The 15616-nt window shown below is 55.3% G+C and carries 19 protein-coding genes and 1 pseudogene; 13 read left to right on the top strand and 7 right to left on the bottom strand.

Annotation, left to right across the window (positions count from 1 at the left end; genetic code table 11):
- Positions 1–2: 2 nt before the first annotated feature.
- Together SIB58_RS07775 and SIB58_RS07780 are read left to right on the top strand one after the other, a co-directional pair.
- A complete protein-coding gene (locus SIB58_RS07775; protein ID WP_066905530.1) occupies positions 3–1487 on the top strand; it encodes an iron uptake porin in 1485 nt (494 codons plus the stop codon).
- Between the two features lie 50 nt (positions 1488–1537).
- Positions 1538–1735: a hypothetical protein gene (locus SIB58_RS07780; protein WP_067325407.1), complete on the top strand. Its 198-nt coding sequence runs from the start codon at positions 1538–1540 to the stop codon at positions 1733–1735.
- Here SIB58_RS07780 and SIB58_RS07785 read toward each other — a convergent pair.
- Positions 1723–1935, bottom strand: a complete 213-nt coding sequence (locus tag SIB58_RS07785; RefSeq protein WP_066905526.1) for a DUF6737 family protein — start codon at positions 1933–1935, stop codon at positions 1723–1725. The two genes, SIB58_RS07780 and SIB58_RS07785, sit on opposite strands and share 13 nt — an antisense overlap.
- A gap of 584 nt (positions 1936–2519) precedes the next feature.
- Between SIB58_RS07785 and SIB58_RS07790 the strand changes: the two genes are divergently transcribed.
- The 4 genes and pseudogenes from SIB58_RS07790 to SIB58_RS07805 all read left to right on the top strand — a co-directional run bounded on the left by SIB58_RS07790 (position 2520) and on the right by SIB58_RS07805 (position 4251).
- Positions 2520–2729, top strand: coding sequence for a hypothetical protein (locus SIB58_RS07790; protein ID WP_066905524.1), 210 nt, complete (start codon positions 2520–2522; stop codon positions 2727–2729).
- Between the two features lie 511 nt (positions 2730–3240).
- Entirely contained in the window at positions 3241–3519 is a 279-nt protein-coding gene (locus SIB58_RS07795; RefSeq protein WP_066905522.1) for a Nif11-like leader peptide family natural product precursor, read from the top strand.
- A gap of 294 nt (positions 3520–3813) precedes the next feature.
- Positions 3814–3981: pseudogene (locus tag SIB58_RS07800) on the top strand (hypothetical protein); the annotation flags it as partial.
- A 171-nt stretch (positions 3982–4152) separates the two neighbouring features.
- A complete protein-coding gene (locus tag SIB58_RS07805; protein WP_414494915.1) occupies positions 4153–4251 on the top strand; it encodes a Nif11 family protein in 99 nt (32 codons plus the stop codon).
- A gap of 782 nt (positions 4252–5033) precedes the next feature.
- Here the strand turns inward: SIB58_RS07805 and SIB58_RS07810 are convergent.
- Positions 5034–5672 (bottom strand): PCC domain-containing protein, encoded by a 639-nt coding sequence (locus tag SIB58_RS07810; protein ID WP_066905516.1) that lies wholly within the window; start codon positions 5670–5672, stop codon positions 5034–5036.
- An 87-nt stretch (positions 5673–5759) separates the two neighbouring features.
- On the opposite strand from SIB58_RS07810, the gene SIB58_RS07815 reads away from it, so the two are divergent.
- Entirely contained in the window at positions 5760–5996 is a 237-nt protein-coding gene (locus SIB58_RS07815; RefSeq protein ID WP_066905514.1) for a ribbon-helix-helix domain-containing protein, read from the top strand.
- A 26-nt stretch (positions 5997–6022) separates the two neighbouring features.
- On the opposite strand, the gene SIB58_RS07820 is transcribed toward SIB58_RS07815, so the two are convergent.
- Positions 6023–7108 carry a transporter substrate-binding domain-containing protein gene (locus tag SIB58_RS07820; protein WP_369813408.1) on the bottom strand — a complete coding sequence of 362 codons (1086 nt, stop codon included), beginning with the start codon at positions 7106–7108 and terminating at the stop codon, positions 6023–6025.
- Positions 7109–7338: 230 nt separating this feature from the next.
- On the opposite strand from SIB58_RS07820, the gene pdeM reads away from it, so the two are divergent.
- Together pdeM and SIB58_RS07830 are read left to right on the top strand one after the other, a co-directional pair.
- Complete coding sequence (gene pdeM / locus SIB58_RS07825; RefSeq protein WP_074162583.1) at positions 7339–8091, top strand: ligase-associated DNA damage response endonuclease PdeM; 753 nt, start codon at positions 7339–7341, stop codon at positions 8089–8091.
- Positions 8085–9596, top strand: coding sequence for a hypothetical protein (locus tag SIB58_RS07830; RefSeq protein WP_231884117.1), 1512 nt, complete (start codon positions 8085–8087; stop codon positions 9594–9596). Before pdeM ends, SIB58_RS07830 begins: the two co-directional genes overlap by 7 nt.
- Positions 9597–10203: 607 nt before the next feature.
- Here SIB58_RS07830 and SIB58_RS07835 read toward each other — a convergent pair.
- Together SIB58_RS07835 and SIB58_RS07840 are read right to left on the bottom strand one after the other, a co-directional pair.
- Positions 10204–10485, bottom strand: coding sequence for a hypothetical protein (locus SIB58_RS07835; protein ID WP_186537690.1), 282 nt, complete (start codon positions 10483–10485; stop codon positions 10204–10206).
- Positions 10486–10522: 37 nt separating this feature from the next.
- Positions 10523–10996, bottom strand: a complete 474-nt coding sequence (locus SIB58_RS07840; protein WP_066905512.1) for a L,D-transpeptidase — start codon at positions 10994–10996, stop codon at positions 10523–10525.
- 77 nt (positions 10997–11073) lie between these two features.
- On the opposite strand from SIB58_RS07840, the gene SIB58_RS07845 reads away from it, so the two are divergent.
- Positions 11074–12276: a hypothetical protein gene (locus SIB58_RS07845; protein WP_066905510.1), complete on the top strand. Its 1203-nt coding sequence runs from the start codon at positions 11074–11076 to the stop codon at positions 12274–12276.
- On the opposite strand, the gene SIB58_RS07850 is transcribed toward SIB58_RS07845, so the two are convergent.
- Positions 12273–12743, bottom strand: coding sequence for a CBS domain-containing protein (locus SIB58_RS07850; RefSeq protein ID WP_066905508.1), 471 nt, complete (start codon positions 12741–12743; stop codon positions 12273–12275). The two genes, SIB58_RS07845 and SIB58_RS07850, sit on opposite strands and share 4 nt — an antisense overlap.
- 31 nt (positions 12744–12774) lie before the next feature.
- Between SIB58_RS07850 and pgsA the strand changes: the two genes are divergently transcribed.
- Positions 12775–13320, top strand: coding sequence for a CDP-diacylglycerol--glycerol-3-phosphate 3-phosphatidyltransferase (pgsA, locus tag SIB58_RS07855; RefSeq protein WP_066905506.1), 546 nt, complete (start codon positions 12775–12777; stop codon positions 13318–13320).
- Here pgsA and SIB58_RS07860 read toward each other — a convergent pair.
- On the bottom strand, positions 13289–14209 hold the full coding sequence (locus tag SIB58_RS07860) for an NAD-dependent epimerase/dehydratase family protein (protein ID WP_067325559.1): 921 nt from the start codon (positions 14207–14209) through the stop codon (positions 13289–13291). The two genes, pgsA and SIB58_RS07860, sit on opposite strands and share 32 nt — an antisense overlap.
- Positions 14210–14289: 80 nt before the next feature.
- Between SIB58_RS07860 and hisA the strand changes: the two genes are divergently transcribed.
- The gene (gene hisA / locus SIB58_RS07865) at positions 14290–15060 is read left to right on the top strand and encodes a 1-(5-phosphoribosyl)-5-[(5-phosphoribosylamino)methylideneamino]imidazole-4-carboxamide isomerase (RefSeq protein ID WP_067325556.1); all 771 of its coding nucleotides are present in this window, start codon (positions 14290–14292) and stop codon (positions 15058–15060) included.
- Between the two features lie 150 nt (positions 15061–15210).
- Positions 15211–15606, top strand: a complete 396-nt coding sequence (locus SIB58_RS07870) for a Fur family transcriptional regulator (protein WP_082823282.1) — start codon at positions 15211–15213, stop codon at positions 15604–15606.
- The last annotated feature ends 10 nt before the right edge of the window (positions 15607–15616 follow it).

Consider the following 15616-nt stretch of genomic DNA (forward strand, 5'->3'; position numbering starts at 1 on the left):
CTGTGAGCTGTCTCAAATCACAACACTGGATCCGCACTGCAACATTTGCGGTGATGGTTGCAACTCAGGCTCTCTCAGGTATTGCCCAGCCTCAACAAATCGAGCAATCTTCAAAGCCGGTCACCCCACTGCTGCAGGAGCTGTTTCGAAAAGCCGATTGCCAATCGGCGCAGCTTCTGCGAGATCGCTACCAGGCCGCAGCTGTTCTTCAGCATTGCCTGGAGAAGGCAAACAGCATCTCCGATCCGCTGAGACGTCTTCTAAGCGAGCTTGAAGCTGAACTAACCACGCTCAACTTGCAGCTCGAGGGGGTTGAGCAACGAACCAATGAGCTGGAGAACCTCTCTTTTGCCCCAACCACGCACTTGCGTGGAGTGAGCACTTTCATCCTCGGAGGCAACGTCTTTTCTGGAACAGAGGGAGATCTCCTGAACTCTGCCCGCAGCGGCTATGGAGCTCTGGAATCCGGATACGACCAGAAATTGACTCTGCGCACCAGCTTTACCGGAAAAGACCTGCTCAATATCCGGTTGCGGGGTGGAAATCTCGATACAACCAGCGACAGTTTCGGAGGGGGTGGACCCAGCAAACTCTCCGAACTGGAAGTGGCCTTTCAACAGAGTCGCACTCCCGATCTGATCGGGATCAACCGTGCCTGGTACCAGTTTCCACTCGGCCAGGACTGGACCTTCACGCTGGGCAGCAGGGTGAATCAGACCGTCATGCTGGGGATACGACCAAGCGTTTATCCCGAAGACACTGTGCTGGACCTGTTTACACAGTCCGGTGCCTCTGGGGCGTACAGCAGCAATCTCGGAGCTGGTGGCGGCGTGATCTGGCAGAGAGGTCCGCTCAGCATCAGTGCGAATTACATCGCCTCAAAGGGGCACGAAGGCGCCGATGGTTCCGGGCTGATTGGAGAGGAATCCGGGAGCAGCAGCACATTACAGCTCGGATACGCACAACAGAACTGGGGTATCGCTGCGGCATTGGTGGCGATCGAAAATGGTTTCGGAATCATTGATTACGCCAGTCCATACACCCTTCGCAGCTACGAACAACCTGGAATGACCACAAGCACCGCGCTCAGCGGTTATTGGCAACCACCTGTCGATGGCTGGTTTCCCTCTGTGAGTCTCGGCTGGGGATGGAACAGCACGCGCTACCGCAAAGGAGTTGAACACAATGGTCTCGTCGCCATTTCCCAGTCATGGACAGTGGCGGTTCAGTGGAGCGATCTGTTCGACACCGGGGCAGCGATGGGAGCAGCGGTCGGTCAGCCGATCATTGCCACAGCCCTGGTTGGTGGAACAAGCCCTGACGATGCTGGCTATGCGATGGAGTGGTGGACGATGCTGCCTGTGACTGATGCCATCACGGTCACACCGGCTGTGTTTTTTCTAAGCAGACCTCTGGGGGCTGACACTCCCGAAGGCCAGCAACTGAGCCAGCTAGGGGCTCTTGTAAAAACCACTCTGCGCTTCTAGTTGATGGGGGAGGCGATGTCATAACCTCGCCTCGCCTGCAGGCTGAAGCCTTGAACAGCAACGCCAGAATCGACGCCCTTCAGTTGATGCTGACCGATCTGCGCATGCGCAACGAGCCGATCCGGCACAAGGCGGCCTTTCGCGGCTGCCAGCCTGAATTTCAGGCCCTGGTGACCAAACTGATTGAACAGCTCGAAGCTGAGCTGATGGAAGAGAAACAACGATTCAGAAGCGCTCAACGCGACTGATTGTTGTAGGCAGCAGGAGCGATCACCAGAAACAGCATCCACCAGATCAGAATGATGGCCGCAACTGGGATGGTGACCCACAACCGATGCAGCACCAACCAACTGCCTGAAATGGCGAGAACGCCGGTAAGGATGATCGTCCACGGCTGACACCACCAGGGTTTTTCGGCCCAGAGATCCGGTTGAGGAGTATCAGACACCGCAGGCTCTCAAGCGCTCCTTGGCAACGGAGCTGTACACCACCAGTTCATAGCAATGGCTTCACGGCTGCCTGGCACATCCACTTGAAGGTCCAGACATACCAGATCAAGACTCACAGTTTGCCGGGTAGACGCAGCTGATCATCAACGCACAACTGATGCAAGGATCCTTCCAATCCATCGATCCGAAGACAGTGGAAAGCACCTCAAAGGCAACACAATTCAACCACTGTTAATCCACGTCGACAGCACACAAAGCAAACAATCGAGTCTTTACAATAACGTTTTTGCATTTAACCCTCCGTTTCAGCAATCTGTTGCAAATTACTATTACTTATTTAGTCGACAAACAACTAATGAAACTATAATAGAACGAAGATACGACTGGAGAAAGAACACAAATGAAGTTCAGGGAGTTCAACTGGTATCGACCTCTGACCTTTAACTCATAGGAGCACAGCAACTCAGGCAGAAGCGCACATGAGCCTCATTCGATCTGTTCCATCACTTTGTTTCAAACCTGACCAGCGTCATGAAGCTGGCTAGGTTTCAATTCCATCGATCGCCTCAGGCTCCTCAACATCTTGAGCATCACCAAATGGCTGGAAGCGCGTGCCCAGCTCGCTGAACTGATCGAAGCCATGGAGGAAGAGGCATTGGCCTCTGACCTCGACAGCGATCAACTCTGGCCCCCAGGTCGTAGCGGACTCACACCCCTGGACCGCATCAATGCACTGCGACATGAGGTTGAGCAGTTATGCATCGAACTCCCGGAACTTCCACATTCGAACTGATGCTGACCCACAGGAATACGGAGCGGATGGTCACCTACGCCGGTGAGAGACCACCCTCACGACAGAAAGCGGATCGCAAGTTAATCGCAATCTGAGTGGACGAGATCGAGACATCTGCGAATCTTTCTTAACCGGGTTTTCGCGTCAGAGAGTCGCCCAAGACCATGTAGGCGCAGGGCAAAAGCGCAAGCTTCATGCCTAGAACGCTCAGGCGATTTGAGGGCACCTGCCATATCAGATGCACCAAAATCAACGTAAACAGTGCAGATATCAGCGCGATAGCAGAGCCGGTAATTGATCCAATTTTTTTACTGTTGAGCTCAGTTGAGCAGTAATCAGGCAGGTAAACCGTTGCCCGACTATATGTTGACTTGGTTCTGAGCTATTCACCAGAGGCTCACCAGAACCTCGCAGGGTCTACACCAGAGCTGTGTAGTGGGGTTCACCAGAAGGGCTGTGATCTTGAAGGAGTCGAGGGGGCAATGCCTCCAAACATTCATTCCTTAGAACCATGACTCAAGAACAACTTACAGCTTTTCTGGCTAACGCCAAAGGCAACACAAACCTTCAGGAGCAGCTCAAAGCAGCGGCTGATACCAATGCTGTAGCTGCCATTGCAAAAGAAGCAGGTTTTAGTATCTCTGATGATGACTTGAAGAGCGCTCAATCGAAGATTACTGATGAAGAACTGGAAGGCACGAGTGGTGGCGAGGGCTCCTGGAGAGCTGGTTGGGGGCCATGCCGGGTTCGCCTTTCGATGTCACCGCAGCATAAGAATTGCCGAGGTTAATTACCACGATGGTAAGGTTCAACGAGATGCCAAGGTTGTAGGTACTGCTTGAACAGCATACGCATAAAAACTGTTTACAACAGTAGGGCGTTAATTTGTTTAATAGCCGGACTATTCGCGTAAACCTGCCTTCAATACCTGGCACGATTAGGCGGATTAAACCAACCAAAGACACTTCAAATCATTGTTGCTATGACCGTTAAAGACTCCCGATAGCCATGTCAGAGGAACAACTCAAAGCATCTAGAGAAGGTCAAAGGTGATTCCACGCTTCAAGAAAAACTAAAATCAGCTAAGTCCTCTGAAGAAGTCGTGGGTATTGCTAACAAAGAGGGCTATGAATTCACTGCTGACAAGTTGACTCAGCGACTGAGCAACGAGGAGCTAGAGAGCATGGCTGGTAGTTTTGATACTCGCAACAACACTGGCTGCATTTGGTGCTTTACAGACAAATGCTTCTAGTAATAGCGCATGTTAATTTATAGCTTGTAAACCCAAATACCAACAAATTTGCCTCTAATTTTAGTTACGATGAAGCACATTAAGAATCAGCAAAAGACTCCGCAACAGACTGATGCAATGACTCCTTATGGCGCCTGACAGTTAATCACAGAAGAACAACTCAAAGCCTCCCTGGAAAAAGTCAAAGACGACTCCAGCCTCCAAGAAAGCCTCAAAGCTGCGGCCGACTTCAATGCAGTTCTAGCGATTGCGAAGCGGCTGGATTTATAATTTCTTCAGATGACTTTTGGAATGATCTTGCAGTGAATGAACTTGCAGTGAATGAACTTGCAGTGAATGAACTTGAAGAAATATCCAGAGAGACACATACTGACTGCTACTCCGGGAATACAAAGGGATACGCATCTATCCATGTGAGTGTCCCGCAGAGTGCACCACACAATAATATTATAACAGTTACCCGATACGGCCTCGAGAACGTAGAGAAGTGGATGTCAGCAAATTGCCATCAATGGAATAACTTTCATAAGCCAATCAAACACAAACAGTCTTGGCAATAACAGAAGTTCTTCACCTCTTCAATTGCCAAAAAGCCGAGAAGAAGGTTTCATTTATTGCCGCGATTGAACGTAGTTGAGCAAAGACAACCAAAGCTTAATCAATCATCCAAGCCTGGCATCCATGAGGTACTTGGAGCAATCCTCTTTCAACGGAAGCTATCAACGCTGACGCGCTGGCGTTAATGCCCTAGTGCTGCAGGTAGATGACCCAGTAATTGGCCATGGACTGGCAGGTGTCACGATCATTCAACACGATTCGATCAACCGCCTTCACGTAACGGCAGAGATCAAATCCAGCTGTCTGGCATGTCAGAGGTCTCAACATCCAGCAGCCAGTCGTCCTCTGGATCGATGTCCAGACTCAATTTCAGGAGGCTGTGATGGATACGGTTGGCGATAGTCATCAACCATCCGAACAGACGGTTTCGAAAGCTCTGAATCAAGCGGGTTGCTGGGGCTGCCCTCAGTCTGCGCAGCTCATCAAACGACTCACTATCGGGCTGATGCCCCTTGCCCTAACGCCCGAAACTCAGGCTGCAATGAGAGTTCAGCGAGATCGTCATACCCCCCAACAACCTCTCCATCAATGAAGATCTGGGGAAAGGTATTCATGCCGCTGCGTTGCCGGAAGGCCTCGAAGCGGTCGTCCGTCTCGATGGTTTCCAGGCGATGGGGGATGGAAAGCCTCTCCAACAGCTGCCTGGCCCGAAGACTCCATGGGCATCCTGGAAGCACCGCCAGCTCGACACGCTCAGCCAACTGGCCAGGCTCCTGAACGGGCTGCTGAATGATCTGAGCAGTGGGAAGACCGCTGAGACCGAGAAGCAGCTGGGCACCCTTAAGAACAACAGTGCCTGGCTCAAGATGTCCTCCCCACACCTGACAGGCGCCGTCCGAAAGGCTGAGATGAAGATGAACACCTGATGGAGAGAAGGTTCCATTCAGTGTGATGACCTCGAGTTCCCCGCTCATCCGTGTGGGCTGTTGTTGGCCAGGACAGCGGAACGTGGCCTGGGACAGATTGCCGACCACCCCGAGAACAAATCCACTGAGCTGTTGCTGCATCGCCAGCTCAGACAGGACCAGATGGAGGTCCTGACCGGGCTCCAGCTCAAGGGGCAGGGTCTCCATCCAGACAGAACAAGAGTCCGGGTCAGGTTACGCCACAGAGCCAGGCGCCAATACGGTACGTTTTAGACACGATATAAGCACGAAATCGTGTCATTCCTGGAAGGATTGCTGCAAGAGCTGCAGGAGCAGCTGCAGCTCGAGTCCGCTGAGGTCACAGCCGCCCAGGTCGCTGAGGCTGCAGAGTCGGAACGACTCAATGTGACTCTTGCCGGAGGAGTCATGCAACGCCTCAAGCAGCAAGCGCTTGCCGAGGGGCGCAGCTGCAGCAGCCTGGCCAACTTTCTGATCGAAGACGGATTACGCCGACACAGAACTCTCAGGTGAAGCCATGCATCACCAAGCTTTCGCCATCACTGCAGCAGGCGATCAGTGATCGATTTGACATCCCCGCTTCGCTGCATCTGCAAAAGCTCAACATCAATGGGTGTTCGCAAGGCACTGTTCATGGGAATCACGAATCCATAGGTCTGATTCGCCAGTGCAAACGGCGCCATCTTGAACGGTGCTTCCGGTTTCTGCTGAAGGTAATAACGCAGAGGGGCCTCATCAAACAGCACGGCCGCCACCTCGCCTTGCGACAACAGCTCAATGGCCTTCTCAAGACTTACTGATTCCCGAGCCTTGGCTCCGTAGATTTTTGCCCAGGTTCCACTGGTGGTCCCGGCCACCACAGACACGGTCTTGCCGCGCAGATCGGAACGGTCCTGAATGGCAGAGGGCTCCAGCCTCGACAACGACACTGTGAATGCCGAAGCCAGGCCTGCCGTGATCGAGGACAGCGCCAGCAGCGACATCAGCATCCAGATGCCAGCAATGGTGCGACCGGTTCTGGTCGTGGGAGATCGATCCCCATAACCGACTGTTGTGAGCGTCACCAGGGCGAACCACATGCCATTACCCACGCCATGCAGGTACTGACGTGGGAAGTGCTCAGTATTGCGGCGGCGCTCAGCAAGCCACATGAGATTGCCCACCAGGAACAGAAGGATCATCAAACCACCGAGCGATGACAGGGCCGCCCAGCCGAAAAAGGGTCTGAATCTCGCCCACAACCCAGGAGGTTTGACGGGAATCATCAGTCCCTCCCTGCCATGAAAATAGGGCTGGGTGAAATCAATCCTGGGGTTCGCCAGTCGATCGGGGGTGATGCTGATCGGACCGACCGCAAGATCCAGATCGCCGTTTTCCAGAGCCGACAGATTGGCCTCCGTATTCGGCTGAAAGATCAATTCGTAGGGCTGATTAAGACGGTCCGCCACCTCTTCCCAGATCTGAATGCTGATCCCCTGAATCGGTTCACCCTTTGGCATCACGAAAGGTGGTGCACCACTGACGCCAACTCTCAGCACCTCAGCCCAGGCAGGAGATGGAACAGCAACGCTGAACAAACCGGCGAGCAACAGGGAAATCCTGGGAACTCTGATCATGCGTTTCATCCGTTGTTCTCAAGACGCTTAACGATCACGCCCATGGCGACGAGTGATCCCAGCAGGGCAAGCAACAAAGCGAGGGTCATCAGAAGTCAATCGACTCGTGCATTCTGAGATTGCCATCCCAGAAGAGGAGTGGCCATTCCCGGATGCCCGATGAAGGGCAAAACATGCTTTTGAAACACTTCCGTGATTTGCAAGCAAAATGGTGCAAATCTCAGCTGTCCATTCCACCGTTGGCTGCCATCAACGCTGAAAACAGCAGAAGTGCGGCTGATGGCGAGCCAGCAGCCCCTGCACAGACGGACGTTGCACATTGTCGCTGGCAATGGCGAGACGAAGAGCTGGTTTTACTGGCTGAGAAAGCCATCTGGCGACCGTCCAGCGAGGAACTCTTTGTTGCCGATCTGCATCTTGGGAAGGCGGAGGTCTTCCAAGCCTGCGGAATCCCACTTCCAAGTGATGACGACAGGGGCACATTGATGCGGCTCGAGAAGCTCTGTCAGCGGTGGAAGCCAAAACGTGTGATCATCCTCGGAGATTTGATCCACGGTCCACTCGGACTTACAGAGCGCCTAAGAGCAGATCTCAGAAACCTGCACAAACGCTTGGAGGCTGAGGTACTCCTGATCGGAGGCAACCACGACCGCCATCTGCATCCGGGTGCTTTTCCCCAGCACCCTGCCTTCAGGCTGGGAGAGCTCTGGCTCAGCCACGAACCGGAACAGCCCCTGGATGGGCGTGCTGGTCTCAATCTCTGCGGACATATTCACCCCACAACCATCCTGCGCCAGGGATCGGATCGACTCAGGCTTCCCTGCTTCGCCTACGACAACGTGGAACAGCGAATGCTCATTCCTGCATTCGGAGAGTTGACGGGAGGGCACGACTGCCGTCACCGTTACCGCAAATGGCTGGTGGCCGAGGGCACCATTGTTCCTTGGCTCGACAGCGCACAGGCATCCAAAGGGTCCAAGCTGAAATGGTGACGCGGACCCGTTCCACCACTGCGGCGCCCCCACGCCAGAAACGTATTCGGCGCCGTCGTCCCCGTCCGAAACGACTGCGTAAACGCTGGCTGGTTCTGGTTGTGCCCCTGGGTGTCTTTGCAACCCTTGTCGCACTGGCCCCAGGAACTCCACAACCTGATGCCATCGCACCACTGGAGCAGGCAGCCAGTGGTGATGCTCTCGGAGCCTTCCGCTATCAGTCCGACGACGAGGTCTACGCACTCGATTTCGATCCAAGAAAGGTGCGTTTGGGGCTGCTCGAGGGCTGGGATCGGGAACAGGACGCCTTTGAGGATTCCGCAGCTCTGGCTTACGTCTCAGGCCCGATGTACGAACGTCACATCGACAACAGTGGACAGGAGATCACTGTTCCTCTCGGGGATCTGAAATTCGGACAGAAGGTCTGGCAGGGCAGAAACCGCACAGCATCTCGACAGAGAGCATTCGTCGGCATCAAGCAGAATGGAGGAGTGGACTTCGGCTACGGGGAACTCACTCCAGAACGTGCCGAGATCTACGACATGTTCGTGGGTGGATTACACAGTGTCTACAACGATCTGAACGAACCGCCCGACAGCTACAAGGGTGCTTACAGCATCAGCATGGGCCAGCGCATCCGTTACTACCTGCCCAGGATCCGCATGGTCTACGGACTGCGCAGCGATGGCCGCATGGAGATGCTGATGAGCAGAGACGGCCTCACTCTGGAGCAGACAAGGGAGCTGGCCCGTCGCCGAGGTTTAGTGGCCGCATATATGCCGGACCATGCCTCCAAGAGTCGCCTGATCATCCCGGGAGTGAAGGGATTCACAGAGGAAGACGCCAACTGGATCAGTGGTGGCGCAACCAGTTTTGTGCATGTGCCCTACTTGCTGCGGCTGAGTGAACGCCGCTTCCATCTGCAAGGTGGCTTGGTTGGAAACCTCGCCGAAAGCCTGCGCTCAAAGGTGGAGTGTCAGGGTCCACTGAACTGTGCCCAGAGTGCTGGTCATCGCCTGATTGACCGAGCCCTTGCAGGGCTGAATCGCGTCATGGAGCAAGGGGTGGAGCCCGTTGCTCGACTGATCTGGAAACCGAAACGCCAGCCCCTGAAGCCGGGCGTTTCGCAGGACGAACAAAAGGGCAAGGCGGAACGTTCACCGTTACCCGAACCGCCCATCACCGCTGATCCACTCGTTCTGCTTGAACAGCCGCGGCCAAGCGAAAAATCGGACGCTGAGGGACCGGAATCAGCGTTTCCTCCCTATGAACGCTATGAACGCGATCTTCCTCCTGATCTCCCGCCACCCGTTCTGCTCACACCGGAACCGTTGCCCAGTGAAGACTCCCCGGTGCTCACATCCCCTGCATCCGATCAACCAGAGACAATCACTGAATCAAATGCAGATTCAGAGCCTGTTGAAGCTCAGAAGCCAAGCCTGTCTCAGACTGATCCCTTGATAGGGGCACCACCACCGCCCTTGCTTCCACCGCCATTGCCTTAGATCAGCATCAAGCGTGAAACGACTTTCAACGAGTGAATGAAAGCCAGCGAAGAGCAGAGACAATAAAATCAGTGGAAATTCAATACTAGTTCTCAAAACTTGATTTCCATCAAGTCCTTGCTTGCATCCCGGATGTACAAAAAGGCATCTGATCCTCCACTGGAAGCTAATTATTTGGATTCTTTTTCACTCTCCTTGATCTCATTTTGGCCGCCAAACCCGTAGAGCCTATGGCCTGAAACAGGGACTAATTCACCGCTGCCATTGCTGAAAAGAAGACATGCTGGATCTCCCTGAACGGCATGGGAACGCTGAATGATTTTTTATTTTTTTTCACTGCACTCCCATAACTGTGCAGCACGCCATCGCATTGAATGTCGTCGCAAGCAGCAAAATCAGTCGTTGGGCAGCCATTCAATAACGCAAAACCCAGGATGAAAACTCAATCAGAGCACAAAGAGAAACTTGAGCGATGTTTTCAAGCTGAGCAACACATCAAATGGATCATCGTCCCTATTCAGCTTTCGTGAAACAGCAGCGAAGACTTGAACTCATGATTGATTCAGATCGACAGATACCTTGAACTCCCAGAGTCATTGGCAATGATTTACCGCTGAAAGAGTCCATTGCAATCACCAGTAGCGGGTGTCTTGAAGCAAATGTTTTCCGGAGACCAGTAGCCCACAGCAGGGAAGCGAAGGCCCTGGCGACGAGCTTCTGCATTGACTGCTTCAACACCACGGGCGGTCACCAGCACATGGCCCGGCGCTTCCACCTGATCGAGGAATGCCTGTTCAGCCATCTCCTTTTGGGGAGAGGCTGATACCGGACTGGCAATCAGCGCGAGCACAGAACCGAAGAACACGGAACAAGCGGTGCGTACGGACATCATTCAGCTGCGGTGAATAGAGCAAACAGAACAGGAATCAGTTAATGGTGACGACCACGGGAGTCCCGACATCAACCTGTTGAAACAGTGTGACCACATCCTTGTTCAGCATGCGAATACATCCCAGGCTGACTGCCGAACGCAGCTTCACCCAATTGGGCCAGGCCGTTCCATGAATCGCGTATTCGCCTGATCCAACCTGGAAATAGGCCATGTAGCGAACACCCACCGGATTCTTGGGACCCGGTGCAATCACCTTGCCTCCCTTGTGATAGACGGGTGCCTCTTCCTTGCGTGTGATGGCATAACTGCCTGCAGGGGTTGGAGATTCAGGAGCACCGATCGCAACGGGGAAACGCTCCACCACCTTTCCGTTGTCGAACAGGGTGAGGTAACGATCCTTGAGGCTGATTTCAATGGTCTTCTCTGCCCTTGCAGGCATTTGGAGCAGACCGAGAGTCAGCAAAGCCAACCCTGCAGATCCAGCAATCCGCCTCAATCGAAAAACCATGCCTCGGGACTCACATTCCGCGACATTGTGACCCAAGAACGGATGCGGCTACCGTCTCACAACTGCTGCTCTGACCTGTGACTCACTTTCAGGCGTTCCGTTCCGCACTCAGAAGTCTTCCCGCCAGGGGGATTGCCGCTGCCGTTCTCGGTGTGTCTTGCGGGATGACCCAGAGAGCTGAAGCAGGGTTCTCTCCGCAAGAACTGGCGGCTTTTGAGATCACGGAGATGAAAGCCACCTTGACCACAGCCCTTCCGGAACAGAAGGTGATCGAGGTGATCGATCCACATGGTCACAAGGAAATCCTCACCGTGGGGATCGATCTCGAACCCCTTGGTCTGGAGCAAGGCGACGAGGTTTCACTTTCCATTCTCGATGGCCTCGTGGTCGAGCTGGAAGCCAGTACCAACCAGAACCTGAGTTTCAACCGCGAAGACATCATTCTTCCCGAGGACATGGGCAAGCTGAAAAAAGGCATGCGTGTGGCGCTGGCCTCTGGGACAGCTCAGGTCATCAGCATCGATCGGCAAGACAACAGCATTGATCTGCTGGGGCCCCTCGGTGGCATTAACAACCTGGATGTGGTGATCACCGATGGAGCCAACCCCTTTGATCGCATCCAAGTTGGTGACACCGTTGATTTCCGACTGATCCAGCCCCTGGCTGTGAATGTGCGCAAATTGCCCGACTCGACCACAGGCCAGGTCCTCAAGGGCTATCGAGGCCATGGAGAGCCACTGCTGGTGAGCCCTCTGGCTGCCCAGGAGGTCAGCCTGAAAAGCGAGCTGCTTGAAGCCTTTGAGCTCGCTCAGCTCACAGCCAGCATCGAACAGCTGGTTCCTGGTCAAAAGCTGCTCAGGGTGAAGGGAGCTCGAGGCCACAGCATGCTGATCACTTCAGCGATCGACCCGACCGCAGCTGGGCTCAAGGTCGGAGATCAGGTGAACATTGAAATGCTGCAAGGACTGGTGGTGGATCTGCGCAGCTCTCAGCAGAATCAGCTCACTCTCCAGAGAGAGGACCGCGAGCTGGGTCGTGATTTCGGACCGGTGCCTGCTGGTGCCCGGGTGGCCATGGCCAGTGGAACAGCAGAAGTTGTGCGCCTCTCTCGCACCGATCACAAGGTGACTCTCAGAGGCCCACTGGGCAAGATTCACAAGCTCGACATCCGCCCTGAGCTGGAAGATGAGGTTTTTGCCGATTTGAGTGTTGGTGACATGGTCGATTTCCGTCTGATCAAACCCATTGCCATCCGTATCCAGCCAGTCGCCCAGCGTTAGCTCTGAGCTGACGCAAGGGCCCTAACCACATCACCGCGGGTGAGAACCCCGACGGGACGGCGATTCGCATCAACGACGATCAGACGTTGGGTGCCCTTTTCATGCAGCATCGAAGCAGCCTTCGGCAGCGGAAAGCTGACATCACAGCTGTGGCTGTCGCGGTGCATCAGATCACCAACAGTGTTGCCCAGCACCTGATGCACCTGGCGATCCCAGTTCAACGGATTGCGCAGGTAAATCACGCTGTCGAGCAGCATCACGTAAGGCCCGACATCCACACCGCTCTCACGGACCATCAGATCCTGTTCGGTCAGTTCTCCGATCAGAACGCCGTCCCCGTCAACCACTGGCAGGCCACTCACGTGGTGATCGTTGAGCAGGCTGACTGCATCCTGAAGAGGTGTCTCCGCCGTCACCGTCAGCACCGGAGCGGACATCACCTCCCCGACTGTCTGCTGGAGCACCATGGGACCTGATCAACTGCACGCATTCTGAGCCTTGATCTCTCCCTGGCGATTGTGGGCCGATCGACTCACCCTGCTGCGCGCCGCGCTTGGAGCACCGTTGCTGCTGTTGCTGGCTTGCGGACAGCAAAGCTGGGCTTGGCTGCTGCTGCTGATTGGAGCATGGAGCGACTGGGCTGACGGGTGGATGGCCCGCAAAGCTGACGGAGGCAGCAGCTGGGGCGCAAAGCTCGATCCCCTCGCTGACAAGTTGTTGATCAGCGCTCCATTGATCTGGTTGGCAGCCGAGCGACAACTGCCGCTGTGGGCTGTATGGCTGCTGTTGGCCAGGGAACTGCTGATCTCCGGATGGAGGTCAGGCAGCAAGGGAGGCGCTCCAGCCTCCTGGCTGGGGAAATGGAAAACCACCTTTCAGTTCCTGAGCCTGTTTCTGATGCTCTGGCCCCCGATCTGGACATCCGTCCAGATCACTGAAGTCCTGCATGCACTGGGCTGGTGGCTGTTCTGGCCAGGCCTGGTGCTTGCCCTCTGGTCAGCGATCGCCTACCTCAGCCCCCGATCAGCGCCTGATCGGCACTGAAGTCCGGTGCCGATGTTGGAGTCAGCGCGTAATCACGTTGATAACTATCAGCCATGCAGGCCAGTGCATCAAACCGAGGCGTCCAGGCCAGTTCACGTTCAACACGGCTGATATCCGTGAGGAAATGACTGAGTCGCAAAGGGAACCCCTTACGAGCCTTCGGGTCGAGTGCGGAGGGATCAAAAGGGCGTAGATCGAGGTTTTCTGGAGCACGGCCGCAGGCCAGCGCCGCAGCTTCGATCAGACCTTGGAAGGTGATCCCTTTCTTGGCGGAGCAGTTGTAGATGCGATTACAGGAAGCATCCACCTCAAGGCTTCGGGCCATGGCTTCAGCCAGATCCTCGACATGACCGACCTGAGTGATGGTTGTGCCATCCCCCGGCAGAGGAATGGGTCGACCATGCGTGATCCGATCGAAGAACCAACGCTCCACCGGGTTGTAGTTCCCTGGACCAACGATGTAAGTGGGCCTGAAACTCGTGAAAGCAATCCCTTCACGCAGGAGCCATTGCTCCGTTTCACCCTTGCCGACATGACGACTTGCCGGATCAAGGGGGCTGTCCTCATCGAGTGGCCAGGTGTGGCTGCCTGCATAGACACCCGCTGAACTCACGTAGAGAAAACGATGGTTTGGTGCACCGGTGCGCTCCACCACCCGCTGACTGTCCGACAACGTGCGCCCGGAACTATCGACAATCACATCAAAAGCGCGGCCCTTGAGCTGATCCAGGGCCTGATCATCTCCACGATCTCCATTCACCGCCTCAACCCCCTCAGGAACGGGCTGACGGCCGCGAGTGAAGAGGGTGAGCCTGTGACCCTGCTGAAGCAGACGGATCACCAGGGGCTTGCCGACAAAGCGGGTTCCCCCCATCAACAGGATTTGCACGAGCGCCCGAACAGACCAGCGGTTATTGAAGCGTGCCCAACCCACCGGTGCAGGATGGGAGTCAGTCCATTGCAACGGCCATGCAGATCATTCCAGCCATCGACCTGCTGGGAGGGGCCTGCGTCCGTTTACACCAAGGGGACTACGACCAGGTCACCCGCTTCAGCGATGATCCGGTGTCCCAGGCCTTGAGCTGGCAAGACCAAGGGGCTCGCCGTCTGCACCTCGTGGATCTCGATGGTGCCCGCAGCGGTCAGCCAATCAACGATGCTGCCGTTCGTGCCATCACCGAGTCGCTTTCGATCCCTGTTCAGCTCGGCGGCGGCGTGCGTTCGGCAGATCGCGCCGAAGCACTTCTGGAATGCGGTCTCGAACGCGTCATTCTTGGGACGGTCGCGTTGGAGCAACCGGAACTTGTTGTGGAACTGGCCAACCGCCACCCCGGCAGGATCATCGTTGGCATTGATGCCAGGCACGGCAAGGTCGCCACAAGGGGATGGCTGGAAAACAGCGACACGGAAGCCACTGCACTGGCCGCACGGTTCAGTGAATCTGCGATTGCAGCCATCATCAGCACCGACATCAGCACCGATGGAACCCTTGCGGGACCCAACCTCAAGGCCCTGAGGCAAATGGCGGCTGCCAGCTCCGTACCTGTGATCGCTTCAGGCGGAGTGGGCTGCATGGCTGACTTGCTTGCCCTGTTGGCCCTTGAACCGCTGGGTGTGGAGGGGGTGATTGTTGGACGAGCCCTCTACGACGGCCGCATCGATCTGCGAGAGGCGCTCATGGGGCTTGGCGATGGACGACTTCAGGACCCATCAGCAGGACTGTTGAACGACATGGCCTGAAAGCATCATCCCGTCGGGTCGGTTTCACGTGTCTAACCTGAAATCATTACGACGACTGCCGTGGAGTCGCTGGTCGAGTCATTTCTGCCACAGGGATCCAGCGACAAGCGCACCCTTGAGGATGCCTTCGATCATTGCCGCCATCTAGGCATGCGACTCAGCCGACAGCGGCGAATGGTGCTCGACCTGCTGTGGCGAGAAGCCAGTCACCTCAGCGCCAGAGACATTTTTGAGAAACTCAACCAGCAAGGTCGGCGAATCGGCCATACCTCCGTCTATCAGAACCTTGAAGCACTTCAAAGTGCAGGGGTGATCGAGTGTCTCGATCGAGCCAGTGGTCGCCTGTACGGGTATCGCAATGATCCACACAGCCATCTCACCTGCCTGGAGACAGGTGTGATCGAAGACCTGGATGTGAAACTTCCAGACGAGCTTCTTAGGGAAATCGAACGCCGGACCGGATTCAACATCGAGTCGTACACCCTGCAGTTGAACGGTCGTCCAAGAATTGCCACTGGAGCATCCTCGCCAGTGCCGTTACCTTGACGCTCATCAG

Source organism: Synechococcus sp. MIT S9504, assembly GCF_047497135.1.
Lineage (GTDB): Bacteria > Cyanobacteriota > Cyanobacteriia > PCC-6307 > Cyanobiaceae > Synechococcus_C.